Source organism: Streptomyces sp. NPDC047515 (assembly GCF_040643055.1).
Taxonomy (GTDB): Bacteria; Actinomycetota; Actinomycetes; order Streptomycetales; family Streptomycetaceae; genus Streptomyces.
Map to the genome: position 1 here is coordinate 1 of NZ_JBEYTM010000088.1, position 18,932 is coordinate 18,932.

The following is an 18,932-nucleotide window of genomic DNA, read 5'->3' on the forward strand; positions in this document are numbered from 1 at the left end:
AGGCGTAGGAACCTCGATCTTCTCACCGGCAAAGTGCACCTGTCGCTGTATCAGCTGTCGCATACCCCGCACTACCTGCGGATTCGGGTCTGAGGACTTCGGCGGAGGTACGGGGTCGGGGGTCGGGGCCCGAATCGGCGAGGGCGGGCGAGATCGCGCCGGCCGTCAGGGCGCAGACCGTCGCGAGCAGTACGAGCGGTCGCGCGACCTGCCTGTGGCTTCCGGCGGCCACGGAGCGCGATCGGGTCGTCGTGTCGACTGTGCCTCGGGCCACAGATCCTCCTGGAATCGCGATGGTTGCGCGGCCCGGTCCACGGGCGGAAAGCGCTGTCGGCGGACAGCATGTCCGCGCCCACGACGGCGCACCAGAGGGCATCGGGGACCTCGAGGGAAACAGGGCGCGTCGACTCGATGACGGAGATGATCAGCGGGACAGGGGTGTCGGCGGCGGCGGCGTTCGGCGCCGGCCCGCAGACTTGAGGACATGTCATCCCAGAAGCGCTCCACGCGCAGTGCGGGTCTTCTCCTGTTCCGCCGGCCGTCCGGGGCCGGCCGCGGCGGGTTCGAGGTACTCATCGGCCATATGGGCGGCCCGTTCTGGGCGGGTCGGGAGGGCGCGGCGTGGTCGATCCCCAAGGGTGAGTACGACCCCGACGAGGAGCCCGCGGCGGCCGCCCGGCGTGAGTTCGAGGAGGAGTTCGGGCGCCCGGCGCCGGAGGGTGAGTGGGTGGCGCTCGGTGAGGCCCGTCAGTCCGGCGGCAAGACCGTGACGGTGTGGGCGCTGGAGGCGGATCTCGATGCCGCCACGGCCGTTCCCGGGACGTTCACCATGGAGTGGCCGCGCGGGTCCGGTGTGTTGCGGGAGTTCCCCGAGGTCGACCGGTTCGCCTGGTGCGCGCCCCAGGAGGCGGCCGAGCGTCTGGTCACGGGGCAACGGGTCTTCCTTGACCGGCTGCGGGAGCATGTAGGGGGCGGGCGGGTGACGCCCGATCAGGACGGCTCCTGAGCGGGCTGTTCGCCGTCGCGCGGCCGGTCTCCCGCCCTGTGGGCCCTGCCGGCCGATGTTCTTCCGGCTGCCGCCGACGGGAGTCACGGCACGACCGGACGGCCCTCGCGCAGGTCCAGTCGGTCGCCGGTGAAGCGGCTGCGGAAGCGGCGGTCGTGCGAGACGACGACAACGGCTCCCCGGTACTCCGCGAGCGCCGTCTCGACCTCCTCCACCAGGCTGAGCGCGATGTGATTCGTCGGCTCGTCGAGCACCAGCAGGTCGGCCGGGCGGGTGACCAGACGGGCCAGTGCGAGACGTCGTTGCTGGCCGATGGAGAGGGCGGCGACCGGCACCGTCAGGTCCTCGGGACGGAACAGGCCCAGAGCGAGAAGGCTCTCGGCGTGTTCGTCGGGGTGGCCCGGCCGCCCGGCGGCGAAGGTCGCCAGCAACGAGCGGCGCGTCGGCCGTACGGGGAGCTCCTGGGGGAGATAGCCGATCCTGGCCCGGCGGCGCACCGTTCCCTCGTCGGGGGTGAGGTCCCCGGCCAGGACTCGCAACAGGGTGGACTTCCCGGCGCCGTTGGGGCCGGTCACCAGGAGGCGCTGCCCGTGGGCCACGCGCAGCTCCGGCAGGCGCAGCCGGCCGCCGACGGCGATGGAGCGGAGTGCGACGAGCGGTCCGGGTTCCGCCTCGCCGTCGGCTGTGACGGCGATGTCGGCGCGGAAGCGCAGGGGGCGGGGCGGGGCGGGGCGGGCACGGGCGCCCCGCGCAGTACGTCCAGGCGGGTTCTGGCTGCCCTGACCCGCCCGGACAGCTTGGCCTCGTGCGAACAGCGGTGCTTGCCCCAGCCCTCTCCCGGGTCCTTCCCTGTCCCGGCGAGGCGCCGTCCGGCCGCGCTCACAAGCTCTTCGGCACGCGCCACCTCGTCCAGCCATTCCTGGTGGTCCTGTGCCCAGCGGCGGCGGGCCGCGGCCTTCGCCGTGCGGTAGTTGTCCCAGCCGTCCCCGTACCGGACGACGCCGCGCAGATCACGGTCGACCTCCAGGATGACGTTGGTGGTCCGCTCCAGGAAGGTCCGGTCGTGCGTGATGACGACGACCGTGCCGCGGTGGGCGCGCAGGCGCTCCTCCAGCCAGGTGGTGGCGCGGAGGTCGAGGTGGTTGGTCGGCTCGTCGAGCAGGAGGAGTTCGGGGTCGGCCGCCAGCACGCAGGCGAGCGCGAGCCTGGACCGTTCGCCTCCCGACAGCGTGCCGAGGACCCGTTCGCGGGTGAGATGGCCGAGTCCGAGGCCGTGGAGCGCCGCGTCGACGCGGGCGTCGGCCTGGTATCCGCCGCGTTCCTCGTACGCCGTCAGCAGATCGCCGTACGCGGTGAGCCGGGGGTCGTCCGGGGCCCCGGGTTCGGCGAGCGACTCTTCGGCGGCGCAGATCTCCCGTTCGAGCGCGCGCAGTTCGGCGAGGGCCGTGTCGACGGCGTCCTGAACGGTGTGACCGCGGGCGAGAGCCGAGGTCTGGGAGAGGTGGCCGGCGCCGCCGGGGAAGCGGACAGCGATCTCGCCGCTGTCCGGAGCCTCCGCTTCGGCCATCAGCCGGAGAAGCGTGGACTTTCCGGAGCCGTTCTCGCCGATCACTCGGCTCTGTCTCCGGGGCGGACGGTGAGTGACACCTGGTCGAGGACGGTTCGGTCCCCGTAGCTCTTGGAGACGTCCTTCAAGGTCAGCTGGGCGCGGGTGTGCTGGGGAGTCATGGGTGCTTTCCCTGAGGTGACATGCCTCGGCGGCGCGCGACGGTGCGCGGCGGGGCGTGGCTGTCGGACGGGCGGAAGGGACCGCGGCACGCGGGGGGCCCTCGGGGTCACCCGGCGACGCTCGCCGTCGCGCGACGGCGTCCCTGCCCGGAATCAGCGAAAGAAGTAGTACGAACCCATGGGCGCCAGTGTAGCCACGGTCGCGGGTCGGTCCGGGAGAATTTCCGGCCGTCCCGCGACCGGTTCGGACGAGGTGTACCGGCTAGTGCCGAAGCCGCACGTGCTGAAGGACTCCAGGGGAGCCGGTGGCGCGGCGTCGTCCGCACGCAGACCGGGGAAACGGGCGAACAGGACGGGCAGTGCGATCGACGCCTCCAGCCGGGCCGACGGAGCGCCGACGCAGAAGTGGACACCGTGGCCGAAGGAGAGGTGTTCCTTGTCGGCCCGGCCGATGTCGAAGCTGTCCGCTTCCGCTCCGTGTCGCTCGGGGGCACGGCCTCCCATGGCGTAGGTCGCGAAAATCGCGTCGCCGCGTGCGACGGTGACGCCGTCGGGGAGTTCGAGCAGGACGGCGGGGCCGTGCGGCCGGAGCGATTCCGCCTCGCCGTGGATGTCGCGCCCTGCCGGGTCGTTGACGAACGGTTGCTGCCCCATGGGATTCTCCCGTCTGCATCGCGGCACGGCTGGCACGGGCGTGGGCAGTACAGGAGTTCATCTTCGGGGTAGCGCGACGGAGCGCAAAAGGCCGTGTAACGGCTCAAAAGAATCGGAAGGGGCGTGCTACGGATTCTCGCCCTGAGCCGCTTCGATACTGCTGTGCAGATCGTTCGTCGCGTCGAGCGTGGCGGCTCCGGAGACGACCAGACAGGCCAGCAGCGCCGCGGCGGCCGCCCGGCCCATCCGGGGGCGTGGGGCGCTCCGGCCGAGCAGCGCCGCGACGCGACGGGGTACGGGTCCGGCGGCCGCGGCGAGCGCCACTCGCGGGCGGGGCCGGGCGGCCCCCTCGGCGGCGCGAGCCGCGAGGGCGGCGCGGCCGATGGCCCGGGCGGCGACGTGCCGGTCGCCGACCGCCGAGGCGGCGGCCTCGTCGGCGCAGCGCTCCAGGGCGTAGCGCATGGGGGCGCGCAGCGAACGCAGCGCGGGGTGGCAGAGGGCCGCCAGCTCGGCGGCGGCGATGAAGAGGTGGTGGCGGCCCGTGAGATGGGCGCGTTCGTGTGCCAGCAGGGCGTCGCGTTCGGCGGGGTCCAGGGCGCGCAGCATGCCGGTGGTCACGACGATCCGGCCGGGAGTGCCGGGACGCCCGGGCAGGGCGTAGGCGTCGGGGCGGCTGTCGCGCAGGACGGCCAGTTCGTCATCCGCGCACCCGGGCGACCGCGCGGCCCGGTGCAGCTCCGCCCAGTGGCGGTGGGCGGCGCGGGCGACCGCGGCGGCGCAGCCCGCGAGCAGTGCCAGCGCCGCGGCCGCGAGGGGGACGGCGACGACGGGAGCGGCCTCGGAGAGCGGCCTGACGAGTTCGCCGAGGGCGGAGACGGCGGAGAATCGGGTGGCTCCGGGCACCACCAGCAGGGCCAGGGCGAGCAGGCTGCACAGGGCGAGACCGACGCCCGTCGAGGCGAGCAGCCGTACGGCACGTACGGGCGACAGGGTGTCCGCCAGCCGGCGGGCGGCGGGCACCGCGACGAAGGGCATCAGCAGCGGAACCCATACGGCGTAGATCATCGGGCTTCTCCGTCGAGCAGGTCCCGGAGCAACTGCTCGTCCTCGTCGGTGAGCTGCGATACGAATCGCGCCAGCACGGTGCTGCGGTCCTCCTCCTTCCGCAGCTCACTGTGCATCCGGCGGGCGGTCAGCCCGGGTGCGTCCTCGGTCGGGGTGTACGCGAATCCGCGGCCGGCCCGGGTGCGGGTGACCGTACCCTTTTCGTAGAGGCGCGACAGAATCGTCGTGACGGTGGTGCGGGCGAGCGCCGCCCCGATCGCGCCCTGCACCTGACCGGGGGTGAGCGGCGTTTCGGCCGCCCACAGGGCCGCCAGGACCGTGGATTCCAGCTCGCCGGACGGGCGCCGCTCCGATGCGGTGCGATGCGGCGTCGCGCTTTCGGGCGCTGTCTCCGGTGACGGCCCCGGGGCGGTTTCGCCGTGCGTGCGGGGGGCGGGTTCTCCGCTCGATATCCCCTTCACCTGGGACATGGGAACTCTCCTCGCCCTTCGGGCGTCTACAGTGACATAGACCGTCTACATCACTGTAGTCAGTCCGGGCGTTCCGTCGGGCCGCCCGCCCACCATTATGGGAGACCCTCCACCGTGTCCGTATTCTCACTGGCGGCCGCGCCACAAGCGGTGAACGTGCTGGACGCAGGTTCACTGCTCGGAGCGTTCGGCGCGCTCGGCATCGCCGTCGTGCTCTTCGCCGAGACGGGACTGCTCGTCGGCTTCTTCCTGCCCGGCGATTCGCTGCTGTTCACGGCGGGCCTTCTCTGCGTGTCGGGCGTGCACGGTCCGGTCCATCTGTCGCTGCCGCAGGTGCTGATCGCCGCCGTCGCCGGTGCGTTGCTCGGTGCGCAGGCGGGTTACTGGATCGGGCGCCGCGGTGGCCGGGCCCTCCTCGCCCGCAGCCGCGCCAGACGACTGCACGAGGGCGCCGCCCGCGCCGAGGAGCTGCTCGGCAGATACGGCCATGCGCGGGCGATCGTGCTGGCCCGCTTCGTACCCGTCGTACGCACGGTGCTCAACCCGCTCGCCGGGGCGCTCAACGTCCCTGCCGGACTGTTCACGCTGTGGCAGGTCGTCGGCGGGGCGGTGTGGACCGTGGGGCTGGTCCTCGCGGGGTACGCGCTGGGCTCCTCGGTGCCCAACGTCGATCGTTATCTGCTGCCGATCGTCGCTGTCGTGGTCGTGGTCTCCCTGATCCCGCTCGCCGCCGAACTGCTGCGCTCCCGCAGTCGGCGCACCGCAGAAGGAGAGAACAGCTGATGCCACTCGCCTCCACGGCCACCTCGATCGACGGTGGCCTGTACACCTGGATCACCGAGCTGGCCCAGCGCTCCCCCGCCGCTCTGGACTCGGTCGTCCGCCTCTGGTCGGACTACGGGCTCGCGCTGTTCGCCCTGCTGATGCTCGCGTCCTGGTGGCGCTCGCGCTCCGCGGGGCCCGCTCGCACCGCCATGGCGCTCTGCACGCCGCTCGTCGTGGTGGCCGCGTATGTCGTCAACGATGTGATCAAGTCGTTCTTCCACGAGCAGCGGCCCTGCCAGATCCTCCATGTCGTGACGGTGGAGGCGTGCCCCGCACTCGGTGACTGGTCCTTCCCCAGCAACCATGCCGCGATCGCGGCGGCCGCTGCGGTGGCGATCTGGCTGACCGACCGCCGGCTCGGGACGATCGCGGTGCCCGCCGCGCTGCTGATGGCGGCGTCCCGGGTCTGGATCGGTGTGCACTACCCGCACGATGTGCTGATCGGGCTGGTCACCGGCGCGCTGGTCGCCTGGCCGTTGACGGTCGCGGCACGACGCTGCGCCCCGGCTGTGGTGCGCCTGCGTGAGAGCCCGCTGCGCCCTCTGGTGGCGAACCGGTGACCAGGAGCGCTTCGACGCTCGCGGGCGGCCGGTCCGCACCCGTCGCGTTATCGCTCCGCGCACCGCTGGGGGCCGCGCTGGTGGGACTGCTCGGATTCGTCGGGCTGGCGGCTGTCGTCCTGGCCGCCCGGCACGGCTCCCCGCCGCCCCTGGACCGGACCGCCCACGACTGGTCGTTGCGGCACCGGCCGTCGGGCCTCGTGGCGACCGCTCGGGCCGTCACCGCCACCGGCACCGGGGTGTTCCCGTACACGGCGGCGGTGACGGCCGGGCTGATCGCGGGCGGTGACACGCGTCGACGGCTGGGATACGCGGTGGGGGCACTGGCCTTCCTGCTGCTCGGGCAGGGCGTCCGCTACGGCCTCATGGAGCTGATCACCCGGCCCCGCCCACCGCTGGACGACTGGGCCACGCACGCCTCGGGCTTCGCCTTCCCCTCCGGCCACGCGACGACGTCCGCGCTGATGGCCGGGCTGCTGCTCACGGCCATCGGTGTCCGGGCGCACGGCCGGAGGGTGCCACGTCCGCTTCGTGCCGCCGTCGCGGCCCTGGTCGTCTGCTGGGCCGCGGCCGTCGGCCTGAGCCGGGCTCTGCTCGGGGTGCACTGGGCGACGGACGTGCTCGCCGGATGGCTGTTCGCGGCGGTCTGGGTGGGGCTCGGGACCGCGCTGATACGGACGGCGCTGCCGCTTTCGCGGTGACCGGTCCCGTTCAGGTCCCACCCTCATCGAGGTCCGTGCGATGCCCCTCATGTCTCCCGCGCGTCCCACCCGTGCCGTCCGTCCGCCGATTGGTGCCGCGTGTGCTCTCGCTCCTCCAGCGTCGGCTGACCTGGGTGACGGTCACCGCCTACGTGGGGGCCGCGCTGCTGCCGGGGGCCGGACTGGCCCTGCGGCGGTTTCAGGTCGCCGCCGTGCCCCTCCCCGGCGGCTCGCGCACGCAGCTCACCCTGCCGTCGCTCCTACTGGGATATCTGCTGTTCACCGCGGCGTTACGGGTGCCGGCCGGGGGGGTTGCCCCGGCTCGCCCGCCGCCGGCTGTCACTCCTGGTCGGAACGGCCGCCAACACGCTCATTCCGCTGGTCCTGCTGCCCTGCCTGGCCGTGGTTCTGGGGCGACTGCCCGACACGGACGGCTGCAGCGGGCTGATCACCGGACTCGCGCTCGTGGGAGCCATGCCGGTCGCGGCCGGTGCCACGGTCTGGGGCGGTCGGGCGGGCGGCAACCACTCACTGGTCGTGGGGACCGTGCTCGCCTCCACGATGCTCAGTCCGCTGACCATCCCGCTGATGCTCTCGGTGGCCTCGACGGTGACGCGCGGCCACTACGCCCACGATCTGTCGCGGATGGCCGCGACGGACGGCGGGGCGTTCGCCGTGATCAGTGTGATCGTGCCGTGCGCCGCCGGTCTGGCCGTCCGACGGCTGACTCCCCGGCCCGTACTCGAACGGCATCTGCCCTGGTCGGGGCTGCTCGGAGTCGTCGCCGCGGTGCTGCTCACGTACAGCAACGCCTGCGGGGCTCTCGGCGGCTTCCTGTTCCATCCGCGGCCCGCACTGCTGGTCGCGGCCGTCGCCGTGGCCGGGGCGCTGTGCGCGGCCTCCTTCGCGATCGGCTGGTGTCTGGCCCGTACGGTACGGGCGGATCGAGCGGACACCGTGGCGATCACGCTCAGTTGCGGAATGAACAACAGCAGCGCCGGTGCCGTGCTGGCGGCGACCCATCTGCCCAGCAGTCCCCAGGTGCTGCTGCCGGTTCTCGCGTACAGCCTGCTGCAGAAGTGCGGGGCGGGGCTGGCGGACTCGGTGCTGCGCCGCAGCGCAGGCACCGGGGCACGCGAGCCCGGCCCGAGCCGGACGAAAGACACTAATGACCGGGCAGGCGGATGACGGCGCGGCCGCCGTCGAGGTCGACGGTGGAGCGGTGGGGCGGAGCGCCGTCCTCCTCGTCGTCGCGCAGCAGCAGGGCGCTCCGGCGTTCCTTGAGCTCGCTCTGCTTGCCGGGCGAGAAGCTCGCGTGCAGCTGCTCGAACCCGGTCGCCGACACCTGGCCCTGGCGGGCACCGTTGCGCCACGGCAACAGACCGGCCCGGCCCGCGCGGAGCATCAGCTGGTCGAGAAGGGCGACGACGGTCAGGCCGATCACCAACCCGGGCAGCGTCATCAGCGCGACGAATTCCATCGGCCCAGTGTTGCCGATGAGCGGGCGGTGCGCATCGGTCGCGGGTATGGCGGTGCGGGCCGTCGCACCGCGCGACGGCCCACAGCGTCCTGAGGGTCGGGGCCCGCCCGGTCAGCCGTTGGGGAGGATGACCGCGCGGCCGTTGATCTTGCCGTCGTGCAGCCGCTCGTACGCCAGCGGCGCCTCGTCCAACGTATAGGTCTCGACGTGGACCTCGATCGCTCCGGCGCGGGCGAGGTCGAGCACCTCGGCGAGTTCGGCGCGCGATCCCCAGTAGGGGGAGGCCACCGTCGTGTTGTACGGCAGCGAGCCGAAGCCGACCGGCAGCGCACCGCCGCCGAGGCCGACGATCGTGACATCGGAGTCGATGGCGGCCGCGGCCCCGGCCGTGGCGACGGTCGGCGGGGCTCCGACGAAGTCGAGGACGACCTGCGCTCCGACACCGCCGGTCAGTTCGCGGACCTTCGTCGCGGCGTGCTCGTCCGAGAGCACCGTCTCGTGGGCGCCGACGGCACGGGCCAGGGCCAGCTTCTCGTCCGTGACGTCGAGGGCGATGACCCGGACGGCCGTCATGGCGCGCAGCAGCTGGATCGCGACATGGCCGAGACCGCCGGTGCCGATGACGACGGCGGTGGCACCGGGCACCAGCTTGGGCAGGGACCGCTTGATCGCGTGGTAGGGAGTCAGGCCGGCGTCGGTGAGCGGCACGGCCTGGACCGGGTCGAGGTCGCCCAGCGGCACCAGATGGCGGGCGTCGTCCACGATCATGTACTCGGCCATGGCGCCGGGAGATCCGAGTCCGGGCGGGGTGATGCCGAGTTCCTTGGCGCGCAGGCAGTAGTTCTCCTTGCCCTCGGCGCACTTGACGCACGTGCCGCAGCCCCAGGGGCCGTAGACCGCGACGGACTCTCCGATCGAGAGGCCCTTCACCCCGTCGCCGAGTGCGGCGACGGTACCGACGCCCTCGTGGCCGAGGGTGAGCGGCAGCGGGAAGGGTATCTGCTCCGCGGGCCAGCTCATCACGGCGATGTCGGAGTGGCAGACGCCGGCGGCGGTGACCTTCAGCATCACCTGGCCGGGGCCGGGCTCCGGATCGGGCACGGTGACGACCTCGGGCGCCGAGCCGACGGCGCGGTACTGGACAGCCTTCATGGGGTTCTCCTCACTCTTTGCTTACTGTTGCTCGCCCCCGTTCCCCCGTGCGCAGTCAGGACGCGGAGTATCCGCCGTCCACCAGGTGGTAGCTGCCGTGGATGAAGGAGGCGCGGTCGGAGAGCAGGAACGCGGCGAGTTCGGCGACCTCCTTCGCCTTGCCGAGGCGCCCGGCCGGGTGCAGCGAGATCAGGTGGTCGCGGGCGGGACCGTCCGTGTTGCGCAGCAGGGGGGTGTCGATGAAGCCGGGGCCGACGGCGTTGACCCGGACGTTCCGTGCCGCGTATTCGAGGGCGGCCGTCTTGGTGAGACCGACGACGCCGTGCTTGGCGGCCACGTAGGCGGGAGACCCGGCGAAACCGTTGGTGCCGAGGATCGACGACATGTTGACGACGGCACCGCCGCCCGCCTCGACGATGGCGGGGAGTTCGTAGCGCATCGAGTAGAAGACACCGCTGAGGTTGGTGGCGACGACCCGGTCCCAGTCCTCGATCGCGTACTGCCCGGTGGGGTTGCTCGGCCCGCCGATGCCCGCGTTGTTGACGGCGAGGTGCAGGGCGCCGAAGGTGTCGACGGCGAATCGCACACCCGCCTCGACGGAGGCGGGGTCGGTCACGTCCATGGCGACCGCGGCGGCCTTCGCGCCGGCGTTCTCCAGTTCGGCGACGGCCTTGCGGGCGTTGGCCCCGTCGTAGTCGGCGACGACGACGGACGCGCCGCCCGCGGCCAGCCGGTGGGCGAGGGCCAGCCCGATACCTGAGGCTCCGCCGGTAACAAGGGCGATCCTGCCTGCGAACTCCTGATCTGCGGGGGTGAGGGAGGTGCTCATGAGGTGGTGTTTCCTTCCGTGGTGCTGTGTGACGCCGGCCCGGCGGGACGCTGCGCGAGCAGTTCTCCGGACAGGGCGTCGAAGGCCTGCCCGACCAGTTGGGGCAGGTCGTCCGGGTGTCCGCCGCGTACCCAGGCGGCCTGGGCCGCCAGGAGCGCCCCGGCGCCCGCGGCGACCGTGACGGCGGGGCGGATGTCCAGTCGGGGGTCGACCCCGAGCCGGTCCGCGACGATGGCGACCGAGTCCTCCTGGGCGTCCACCCGAATGTGGTGGAACGCCGCGTAGAGGGTCGGCTCCTGCTCGGCGAGGACCAGCAGGTCGAAGATCCGGGCGCGGCGGTGCCAGGCCTGTGTGCCGGGGTCGCCGAGCCAGTCGAGGACGGCGCGGCGGTACGCGGTGAGCGGGGGCTCGTCGGCGGGGCGCGCGCGCAGGGCGTCGTTGATCCGGTCGCCGTCGCCCCGGAGCGAGTCCAGAACGGCGGCTTCCTTGCCGGCGAAGTACCGGCTGAAGGTGCGCCGGTCGACGTCCGCGCGTTCCGCGATCTCCTCGACCGTCACTTCCTTCAGACCCCGGTCGAGTACGAGCTCGAACGCGGCCTGCGCCAGTGCGTCCCGGGTCCTGCGGGCCTTGCGGCTCCGTCGCTCCGGGGTCTTCCGTTCCGGATTCATACGTGCACGGTACACCGGAAAATGTCCCACTGCGACAGCAGTCTCATCGGGACATGGGATCGCCATGCCGTCGCCCCCACGCGCCCCTATCGGCGGCTGAACGTCTCGGCGGCGCGGCGTGCACCGCGGCCTGCCACCGGGCGCCGGCGACGACCGCCTGCTGGTGCCCAGCGCAGGGCGAGCAGGGCGATGTCGTCGCGTCGCATGCCCCCAGAGAGGCCTCCAGGTCGGTGCACAAGATCGTCAAGCAGTAGGCTCCTTGCGCAACACGACGCGAAGGGGAGATCGGTGGCGCGGGTTGCGGTGATCGGTGGGGGTATCAGCGGGCTGGGGACGGCGCTCATGCTTGGCCGACGGGGCCACACGGTCACGTTGTTCGAGCAGAACCCGCGACAGGCCGGAGAGGACCTGAACCGGGACTTCTTCCACTGGGACAGGCCCCGGGTCCCGCAGGCCATCCAGCCCCACTCGCTGCTCGCCCCCGTGCGAACCGTGTTGCGCGCGGAGGCCCCTGATGTCTACGCGGACCTGCTGGCACGGGGAGCCCGGGAGTACCACGAGTTCGACTGGTTCGGTGAGCATCCGCCACATCGGGCCGGCGATGAGGACTTGGTGACCCTGCGCACCCGCCGCATCGTGCTGGAGGCCGCTCTGATCGCGGCGGTGCGGCGGGAACCCACCGTCGAGGTGCGGCAAGGCTGCCGGGTGCGCGCCCTCACCCTCCGGGAGGGCCGTCCTGCCCGGGTCACCGGCGTACAGGTGGGTGCGGAAGTCCTCCAGGCGGACCTCGTCGTCGATGCGTCCGGTCGTCGCTCGCCGGTGCCCGCCTGGCTGACCGCGGCCGGCTGCCGCCCGCCCGTGGTCGACAGCCACCGCACCGGGATCGCTTATCTGTGCCGCTGGTACCGCCTGCGCGCCGACGGCCCGCGTGACCCCGGACGGGTGAAGACCGGCTCGGCCGCACCGTTCGCGCTCGGCGGCGTCTTCCCTTCCGACAACGACACCTTCGCGGTGAGCCTGGTGCTCTCCACGAGTGATCCCACCCGCGGCGCGCTCACCGACCCTGCCGTGTTCGAGGCCGTCGCCCGCCGTTTCCCCGCAATCGCCGCTTGGCTCGGCCTGGCACCCGAACCGCACTCCGCCGTCCTGGCGATGGCCGGCCTGGACAACCGCTGGACCGCCCTTGCCGACGATGACGGACCTGTCGTGACCGGCCTGGTCAACACCGGGGACAGCCTCATCCACACCAATCCCACCTTCGGTCACGGCGCGGCCCTCGGCCTGCGTGCCGCTCAGCACCTCGCCAGCCATGTCGACCAGATCGCTGCGGACCCCATGGGCTACCAGACGTGGGCGGCACAGACCCTCCGCCCATGGTTCGACGCGCAGGTGACGGCCGACCGCGCCGCCGAGCAACGCCTCGCCGAGGGCTCATCACCCGCAGATCGGCGGGCCGCCGCCCTGGCCGCTTGCGCCTTTGACGATCCCGTCGTCATGCGAGCCCGAGCCCAGGTGCGCCATCTCCTGCGACTGGCCGACGATGCCTACGGCACCGACGAAGTGGACCGACACGTCACCGCCTGGCTGGCCGCCCACCCGGACTTCACGCCGAAACACGACGGCCCGACCCGAGATCAGTGGGACGCACTCATCCCGAGCTGAGCGCTTGCCTGGCACTGCAGGCCTCGTTCAGATGGCTTCAGAGCACGTGCAGGCGCCGCTGTGCATCGACGTCGAGCAGCTCCAGGGCCTCGTTTGTCGCTCATCAGGATGCCTCCGCACAGGTCAGGGCCAACTCCTGGGCGAGATGGCGGGCGCAGACGCTGCGGTTCGGCAGGGCCTGGCGGCCGGACGGTGTTCCGTCCGTCCCCGGGCAGGTCAACGGTCCGGCCGGGGAGTCGGACACGGTGGGCGAGGACGTCGGCAGTGCGGCCTCAGCCCACGCGTGAGGACAGGCGCTCGCGCTACCCGCCCGTCAGCGCCTGCCGGACTGCAGTGACGAGCATGTCCGGACGCTCGCCTCCACGGTTTCGGCAACGGGGTGCACAGCTTCTTGGCCGGAAAGGCCAAACCGGACTGACCGACGAGCCGCTCGCTTCTTGGCATTCGGGCAGCCGAAGATGAGGATGTCGATCACGTGCGAACATGTCAACTCCTTCGCGGGATAAGCGTCCTCGCTCCAGCTGGCCCAGACCCAGGTGTCAGCATTCCGCTTCTCCCCGATGTCGGCCCGCCGCACCTCGATCCACATCCGACGGGCGGATCCCGAGTCCTACTTCCTCTTCCTGGTCCACGGCAGCCCGGTCGGGCTGGAGCAACGGCGCAACAACACCCTGCTCAGGGCCGGCGACATGGCCTTGTTCGACACCTCCCGCCCTCTGGCCTGCGAATTCAAGGACAGCGGACGGCTACCTCGGATCACTCTGATCCGGCTGCCCAGAACCGCGATACCGCTTCCCCACGATCGGACGGACGAACTGGTCGCAACCCTTCTCCCCGCCCGGACCGGGTCGGGAGCGCTCCTCACGTCCTATCTCGCCGGACCGAGCGAGCAAGCCCCGCACTGCGACGAAGCGGAACTGCTCCGCCTGGGGAGCGTGGGATTCGACCTGGCCACCGCGTTTCTGGCCACGCGGCTCGAGGCCACAACAGGGCTTCCTGCAGACACCCGCCGCCAAGTCCTGCTGGCCCGCATTCACGCCTTCATCGATCGCAACCTCAGCAACCCCCAGCTCACACCAGCACACATCGCAGCGCACCACTACATCTCCGTCCGCACCCTGCACCAACTGTTCCGCACGGAGGCGCGTACCGTCGCGGCCACAATCCGCCAGCGGCGCCTGGAACGCTGCCGGGCCGACCTCGCCGACCCCCGGCAACGCAGCCAGCCGATCAGTGCGCTGGCCGCGCAGTGGGGCTTTCTGGTGCCCGCCGAGTTCAGCAGAGCATTTCGGGCAGCCCATGGCATGACTCCCACGGAATTCCGCCACGAGGCCACACGGCAAGCGCAGACTGCGCCAGAACACAAGTAGCGCTGCGCTGCTTCCCAAACGCCCCCGCGCCTTCCGTGTCACGGTGAGATCGCACGATTCGGCATCACTGCACATGTCATGCGCATGCCCGATCTGGAATTGCGCAGTGTTCCTGCGCGAATTCCCGTTCCCTGGAGGGAAATTGAAACGCTACCTAGCACCAGCAGCGGCCGGCTTGCTGCTCGTCCTGGCCGGAGCGTCCGCCGCCGTGGCCGCGCCGTTGGGCGCCGCGCAGGTCGAGTCCGCCGCCTCGGCAACGACGGCGCAGCCGCGACAGGCGCCTGACGGGCCGGTAGTGGTGACTCAGGGCAGGAACGGGGGCCCTTTCGATACGGCACGCGAACTACTGCAACAACTTCGTCAACTACGGTACGTCGTGGAGAGCGGACTGCAACGTCGACTACGGAAGATCCGGATCATGGACCCAGTGCTCGGACGGCACCGAAATCTGGGGCCCGTTGGTCGGCCCGGGCTACTGGGTCTTCAGCGGTAGCTGCTCCGGCCACGGCAGCGTGCGGGACTGGGGGGTCTACGACGGTTAAAAACCCCGCAAGTGCACTCCTCCCATTCCTGCCCGTCACGGCTGCGCCGTAGAAATCGAGGCAGGTCTGTGCAACTGCAGCGGACCCTTGTCGGCCATGTGTCGAGTCGGCCATGACGGGCTGCGGCTGCCTCCCCCCTGCGAGGTGCGCGGGCCGGGCACCGTAGCCCGGACGGACAGGTCCAGATCGAGGCGGCTGTTCATGGCTGGCTCGAACCGGCCGTCGGCTACGTGGCGGGGGGCGGCAGCCATACGAGAACGCGGCCGACAAGAACGCCGACGACGAGTGACGCCGTCATCCGGTCGTCCCGGTCGGGGAGGTGAGCACCGGGGCGTTTCCGCTGCTCATGGCGTGGAACGGGTTTACCGGGAGCCGTCACAGCGGAAGGGGTGGTGACGTATTCGCGTACCCGCTCGGCAAGGCGCGCCCGGTAGGCGGCCTGACGGCGCGCGGGTCGGCAGCAGACCTCGTCACTGCGGTGACCGTACCCCCGGGCGCACCGCCGGCCAGGTCCCGGAACGGGAGGTGGCGGTGACCTTCGGCCCGATGTCCTCGGGCCGAAGGTCACTGTGCCGCGCGTCAGCGCACGGCCGCCGTACGGACGCCGCCGGACCCCGACAGACGCGTCGGCGGGTGCTCCGGTACGAGCGCCGAGAGGAAGGACGTCCGGCGACGGAGCACGAATCCCAGCGATTCGTAGAGCCGGACGGCATTGGTGTTGGTGGCGGAGGCGTGCAGGAACGGTGTTTCGCCGCGTTCCCTGATCTCGTGGGCGACGGCGAGGACGAGCCCGCCGCCGAGCCCCTGACCGCGCACGGACTCGTCCGTGCAGACACCGCTGATCTCGCTCCAGCCGGGTGGGTGCAGCCGTTCACCGGCCATCGCGACGAGCGCCCCCTCGCGCCGGACCCCGAGGTAGGTGCCGAGCTCGACCGTACGGGGCAGGAACGGCCCCGGTCGGGTGCGGGCGACCAGGTCGAGCATTTCGGGCACGTCGGCGGGTCCCAGCCGCACGGCCTCCGGAAAGGGGGCGGCGGCGATCCCGCCGTCGATGAGCTGGACCCCCTCGGCGTGGAAGGTGATCTCCCAGTCGTCCGGCGGCGGCTCGCGGAAAGCGGTGATCGTGACGGCGCCGCCGGGTCCGGCGAGCGCCGCGGCGTCGGCCCAGTCCTCGGCCTCCGGCGCCTGCGGGACCGATACCCACGGGGCCACGTCCGCCGGGTAGCGCAGAACGCGCCCACGGTGCTCGGCGAAACAGGCGTGCGGGCCGGTCAGCGCGGCGCGGACCGGGTTGTCGAGCGGGTGCGAGTCACCGGCAGCGGCATGGGACACGCTCATGTGGCCACCTCGATCACGATCTTGCCGCGCGTGTGTCCGCTCTCCACGGCGCGCAGTGCCGCTCCGGCCTCGTCGAGCGGGAAGATCCCGGTCACATGCGTCCGCAGGACCCTGGTGACGACGAGGTTCGCGACCTCGTCGAGGACTGCCGCGGTGCGGGCCCGCGTGACGGCCGCGCCTCCGAGCTCCACCGCCAGTGGCTTGCCCCCGGCGCTCACGAGCGTGGCCGGGTCCGCGAGCAGCGGGGCCACGGCACGCAGAGTGTCCCCGCCGACCAGGTCGAAGATCGCGTCGATGCCGTCGGGGGCCGCCGCGCGCACCCGGTCGGCGAGTCCGTCGCCGGATTCGACGTGCACCGCGCCGAGCGATTCGACGAAGTCCTTCTTGTCCGCGCTCGCCGCACCGATGACCCGGGCACCGGCGTGGCGCGCCAGCTGCACCGCGGCCGTTCCCACGCCACCTCCGGCCCCGGTGATCAACAGGGTCGAACCGGGGGTGGGTGCGAGCTGGCGCACGCCGTCGTACGCGGTGGCCGACGCGACCGGCAGCATGGCCGCGTCGGTGAACGACAGCGCGGCCGGCTTGTGTGCGGTCGCGGCGGCGGGCAGCAGCGTGTACTCGGCGTACCCGCCGGTCAGCGGGTTACCGAAGACCTCGTCCCCGACCTCGAATCCTTCGACGTCCCGGCCCACGCCCTCGACGACTCCGGCGGCCTCGCTGCCGAAGACGGTGGGAAACGGCTGCGGCTCGCTGCCGGGCCGGGTGTACCCCGTGCGCAGCTTCCAGTCGACCGGGTTGACCCCGGCAGCCCGGACGGCGACGAGCAGTTCACCGGGACCGGGCACCGGCACTTCCTGCTCGGCGAAGGCCTCCACCTCCGGCCCGCCGTTGCGGGTGAACACGTACGCCTTGGGCATGGGCTCCCTCTCTCCTGCTTCATGGCGCCGACGGTTCGCGGCGCCGACGACCGGGCCGGTCACCGCTGGGTGCACCGGTCCCGTCATCACTCCGTACAGCAGCAGGAAGGTCCGATTCAGGACACGTATTCCCGGGCCGACGGGGTGTTCATCGGCCCGCAACGATTCAGCGGACGCCGCCCGTGACCGGGTCGACGACCTTGTTCACGAGGAGTTCGAGCAGCTTCCGGTCCTCGTCCGCCGTCCCCCGTTCGGCGGGTGTGTCCGGGTTGACGTCGAGCAGCACATGGGTGGCGCCCAGCTCGCCGAGTTCCGCCAGGTCGGCCCTGATCCGGTCGATCGTGCCGTGCCCGGCGGGGCGTTCGATCCCCAGGAGTGCGTCGGTGACGCGGATCTGCAGCCGCGGCACGAGGGCGGGAACGGGGCGCCCGACCCGCTCGGCCTCCTCGGCGATCACCGGAAGCCCGGACCGGATCACATCGAGCGGCAGCCGGTACGGATGCCAGCCCTCGCCGAGCCGGGCCGCGCGGCGCTGGGCGGCGGCCGAGTTGCCACCGACCCAGACCGGCAGACAGGGAGCGGACGCGGGTGCCGGAGCGGTCCGGACCTCCCCGTACGAGACGTGCTCGCCCCGGAACGTCGTGGAGTCCTCGGCCCAGGCCGCGCGGATGGCGGCAAGGTATTCGTCGGTGATCCGTCCCCGCTCCGCGAAGGGCACGCCCAGCGCTTCGTATTCGGCCCTGGACCAGCCGATCCCCGCACCGAGGATGAATCCGTCGGCGTTCAGGTTGTCGATGTTGGCGGCGAGCCGGGCCGTCTGCAGCGGGTGCCGGTACGGGATCACCGTGACGGTCGTGCCGAGCACCAGCCCCGGCACCCGTCCGGCGATGTGCGCGGCGAGCACGAACTGGTCGTAGAACGGGGCCGGATACGTCTCGTGCACATCGGGGGTGACCGCGATGTGGTCGGAGATCATCGCGAAGGAGTACCCCAGATCCCGTGCGTCGACCGCCTGTTGGAGAAGGCCCACCGGGGTGGTTCCGACACCGAAATTGAGTATGTTCACACCGAATTTCACCTGTGGAGCCTAACAACCGGGCAGCGCAAGGCCGTTCCGGCCGGCAGGAGCGGGCACCACTGCCCCGCCGATGAAGGGCGGGATTCGCCTCCTCGACGGGGCGTCCTGGGCGAACCGGATCGAAGCCTGCTTCGGACCGCTGCGGCAGTTCACCATCGCCAACTCCCACCACCCCAACCGCACCGTGCAGACCCGGACCCTGCACGCGTATCTGCGCCGGCGCAACGCCAACACCCGCCACCGCGACGTCCTGGCCGCCGAACGCAAAGAACGCGCCCGCATCCGCAGCGAGAAGGGCATCCGCCAGGGCGGACTCCCCCTCAAAGCCGCAGCCTGAACCAATTGGGAGTGACCAGTGAGAACTCCCACAGTGGCCGGCCGACTCGCCGTGTGCTGGGGCAGCCGACATCGGTCACCGATGGGGATCTGCCGTTCTTCGATGCCTGACCGCACTGCGGCCAGGCGGAGGATGACTACTGCAGAGCCTCGCCGAAGATCATGCGGTGCCCGCGGGCTGTGTCCATGTATTCGCGCACCCTGTGGACCAGCTCGTCCCGGAGCTCGAAAACGAAGCAGTAGTCGTTGGCGTAGTGGTTGCCATGGGCCAGGGTCGCCGTCATGGTCTCCTCCACGACCACCCGCTCGCCGTTGGCGTGGAACGCGTGGAAGGTCACTGCGACGTCGCGCACGAACAAGCGGGGGAAATCCTCAGCGAGGAAGCGCACGATCGCCTTCTTGCCGACCATGTGGCTGGGGGCGTCCAGTGCGACGGCAGTAGCGTTGCTTGGCGGCGCTAGTGTCCTGCGCCAGGAATTCGATCAAGATATGCGGCGAGGCGTTCGAGGATCTCGTCGGCGCTCTTCGTCCAGGCGAAGGGGCGGGGGTTC

Annotated in this window: 17 protein-coding genes and 3 pseudogenes; 8 read left to right on the forward strand and 12 right to left on the reverse strand. The window is 71.6% G+C overall.

What is annotated here, in order from left to right; translation table 11 throughout:
• Positions 1-484 precede the first annotated feature (484 nt).
• Positions 485-1,006, forward strand: a complete 522-nt coding sequence (locus tag ABZ826_RS36340; RefSeq protein ID WP_361458440.1) for an NUDIX domain-containing protein — start codon at positions 485-487, stop codon at positions 1,004-1,006.
• 83 nt (positions 1,007-1,089) lie between these two features.
• Here the strand turns inward: ABZ826_RS36340 and abc-f are convergent.
• From abc-f to ABZ826_RS36360, 4 genes and pseudogenes are all read right to left on the reverse strand, one after another.
• Positions 1,090-2,734: pseudogene (gene abc-f / locus ABZ826_RS36345) on the reverse strand (ribosomal protection-like ABC-F family protein).
• A gap of 153 nt (positions 2,735-2,887) precedes the next feature.
• Positions 2,888-3,298 (reverse strand): annotated as a pseudogene (locus ABZ826_RS36350) (hypothetical protein); the annotation flags it as partial.
• A 216-nt stretch (positions 3,299-3,514) separates the two neighbouring features.
• A complete protein-coding gene (locus ABZ826_RS36355; protein ID WP_361458442.1) occupies positions 3,515-4,453 on the reverse strand; it encodes a M56 family metallopeptidase in 939 nt (312 codons plus the stop codon).
• Complete coding sequence (locus tag ABZ826_RS36360) at positions 4,450-4,782, reverse strand: BlaI/MecI/CopY family transcriptional regulator (RefSeq protein ID WP_361458468.1); 333 nt, start codon at positions 4,780-4,782, stop codon at positions 4,450-4,452. Before ABZ826_RS36360 ends, ABZ826_RS36355 begins: the two co-directional genes overlap by 4 nt.
• Positions 4,783-5,037: 255 nt before the next feature.
• Between ABZ826_RS36360 and ABZ826_RS36365 the strand changes: the two genes are divergently transcribed.
• From ABZ826_RS36365 to ABZ826_RS36380, 4 genes are all read left to right on the forward strand, one after another.
• Positions 5,038-5,706 carry a DedA family protein gene (locus tag ABZ826_RS36365; protein WP_361458444.1) on the forward strand — a complete coding sequence of 223 codons (669 nt, stop codon included), beginning with the start codon at positions 5,038-5,040 and terminating at the stop codon, positions 5,704-5,706.
• Positions 5,706-6,308: a phosphatase PAP2 family protein gene (locus tag ABZ826_RS36370; protein WP_361458446.1), complete on the forward strand. Its 603-nt coding sequence runs from the start codon at positions 5,706-5,708 to the stop codon at positions 6,306-6,308. The genes ABZ826_RS36365 and ABZ826_RS36370 overlap by 1 nt, the downstream gene beginning before the upstream one ends.
• Positions 6,305-7,009, forward strand: coding sequence for a phosphatase PAP2 family protein (locus tag ABZ826_RS36375; protein ID WP_361458448.1), 705 nt, complete (start codon positions 6,305-6,307; stop codon positions 7,007-7,009). Before ABZ826_RS36370 ends, ABZ826_RS36375 begins: the two co-directional genes overlap by 4 nt.
• 312 nt (positions 7,010-7,321) lie before the next feature.
• A complete protein-coding gene (locus ABZ826_RS36380; protein ID WP_361458450.1) occupies positions 7,322-8,197 on the forward strand; it encodes a bile acid:sodium symporter in 876 nt (291 codons plus the stop codon).
• Here ABZ826_RS36380 and ABZ826_RS36385 read toward each other — a convergent pair.
• The 4 genes from ABZ826_RS36385 to ABZ826_RS36400 form a co-directional block, all read right to left on the reverse strand.
• A complete protein-coding gene (locus ABZ826_RS36385) occupies positions 8,175-8,489 on the reverse strand; it encodes a DUF6191 domain-containing protein (RefSeq protein ID WP_361458452.1) in 315 nt (104 codons plus the stop codon). The two genes, ABZ826_RS36380 and ABZ826_RS36385, sit on opposite strands and share 23 nt — an antisense overlap.
• Positions 8,490-8,600: 111 nt before the next feature.
• On the reverse strand, positions 8,601-9,641 hold the full coding sequence (locus ABZ826_RS36390) for an NAD(P)-dependent alcohol dehydrogenase (RefSeq protein WP_361458454.1): 1,041 nt from the start codon (positions 9,639-9,641) through the stop codon (positions 8,601-8,603).
• A 55-nt stretch (positions 9,642-9,696) separates the two neighbouring features.
• Positions 9,697-10,470: an SDR family NAD(P)-dependent oxidoreductase gene (locus ABZ826_RS36395; RefSeq protein WP_361458456.1), complete on the reverse strand. Its 774-nt coding sequence runs from the start codon at positions 10,468-10,470 to the stop codon at positions 9,697-9,699.
• Positions 10,467-11,138, reverse strand: a complete 672-nt coding sequence (locus ABZ826_RS36400; protein ID WP_361458458.1) for a TetR family transcriptional regulator — start codon at positions 11,136-11,138, stop codon at positions 10,467-10,469. Before ABZ826_RS36400 ends, ABZ826_RS36395 begins: the two co-directional genes overlap by 4 nt.
• Positions 11,139-11,426: 288 nt before the next feature.
• Between ABZ826_RS36400 and ABZ826_RS36405 the strand changes: the two genes are divergently transcribed.
• Both ABZ826_RS36405 and ABZ826_RS36410 read left to right on the forward strand, forming a co-directional pair.
• On the forward strand, positions 11,427-12,800 hold the full coding sequence (locus tag ABZ826_RS36405) for an FAD-dependent oxidoreductase (RefSeq protein WP_361458460.1): 1,374 nt from the start codon (positions 11,427-11,429) through the stop codon (positions 12,798-12,800).
• 521 nt (positions 12,801-13,321) lie between these two features.
• Positions 13,322-14,170, forward strand: coding sequence for a helix-turn-helix domain-containing protein (locus tag ABZ826_RS36410; RefSeq protein WP_361458470.1), 849 nt, complete (start codon positions 13,322-13,324; stop codon positions 14,168-14,170).
• Positions 14,171-15,291: 1,121 nt separating this feature from the next.
• Here the strand turns inward: ABZ826_RS36410 and ABZ826_RS36415 are convergent.
• The 3 genes from ABZ826_RS36415 to ABZ826_RS36425 form a co-directional block, all read right to left on the reverse strand.
• On the reverse strand, positions 15,292-16,050 hold the full coding sequence (locus ABZ826_RS36415) for a GNAT family N-acetyltransferase (protein ID WP_361458462.1): 759 nt from the start codon (positions 16,048-16,050) through the stop codon (positions 15,292-15,294).
• Complete coding sequence (locus ABZ826_RS36420) at positions 16,047-16,967, reverse strand: NADP-dependent oxidoreductase (protein ID WP_361458464.1); 921 nt, start codon at positions 16,965-16,967, stop codon at positions 16,047-16,049. The genes ABZ826_RS36415 and ABZ826_RS36420 overlap by 4 nt, the downstream gene beginning before the upstream one ends.
• Before the next feature lie 166 nt (positions 16,968-17,133).
• Positions 17,134-18,033, reverse strand: coding sequence for a TIGR03619 family F420-dependent LLM class oxidoreductase (locus tag ABZ826_RS36425; RefSeq protein ID WP_361458466.1), 900 nt, complete (start codon positions 18,031-18,033; stop codon positions 17,134-17,136).
• 112 nt (positions 18,034-18,145) lie between these two features.
• Between ABZ826_RS36425 and ABZ826_RS36430 the strand changes: the two are divergent.
• Positions 18,146-18,382: pseudogene (locus ABZ826_RS36430) on the forward strand (IS630 family transposase); the annotation flags it as partial.
• Between the two features lie 136 nt (positions 18,383-18,518).
• On the opposite strand, the gene ABZ826_RS36435 reads toward ABZ826_RS36430, so the two are convergent.
• Positions 18,519-18,809, reverse strand: a complete 291-nt coding sequence (locus tag ABZ826_RS36435) for a nuclear transport factor 2 family protein (protein ID WP_361458472.1) — start codon at positions 18,807-18,809, stop codon at positions 18,519-18,521.
• Positions 18,810-18,932 lie beyond the last annotated feature (123 nt).

Coding starts and splice junctions, on each gene's coding strand:
- ABZ826_RS36415 (WP_361458462.1), bottom strand. CDS start 16,050: ATGAGCGTGTCCCATGCCGCTGCCGGTGACTCGCACCCGCTCGACAAC.
- ABZ826_RS36420 (WP_361458464.1), bottom strand. CDS start 16,967: ATGCCCAAGGCGTACGTGTTCACCCGCAACGGCGGGCCGGAGGTGGAG.
- ABZ826_RS36400 (WP_361458458.1), bottom strand. CDS start 11,138: ATGAATCCGGAACGGAAGACCCCGGAGCGACGGAGCCGCAAGGCCCGC.
- ABZ826_RS36390 (WP_361458454.1), bottom strand. CDS start 9,641: ATGAAGGCTGTCCAGTACCGCGCCGTCGGCTCGGCGCCCGAGGTCGTC.
- ABZ826_RS36395 (WP_361458456.1), bottom strand. CDS start 10,470: ATGAGCACCTCCCTCACCCCCGCAGATCAGGAGTTCGCAGGCAGGATC.
- ABZ826_RS36370 (WP_361458446.1), top strand. CDS start 5,706: ATGCCACTCGCCTCCACGGCCACCTCGATCGACGGTGGCCTGTACACC.
- ABZ826_RS36340 (WP_361458440.1), top strand. CDS start 485: ATGTCATCCCAGAAGCGCTCCACGCGCAGTGCGGGTCTTCTCCTGTTC.
- ABZ826_RS36385 (WP_361458452.1), bottom strand. CDS start 8,489: ATGGAATTCGTCGCGCTGATGACGCTGCCCGGGTTGGTGATCGGCCTG.
- ABZ826_RS36355 (WP_361458442.1), bottom strand. CDS start 4,453: ATGATCTACGCCGTATGGGTTCCGCTGCTGATGCCCTTCGTCGCGGTG.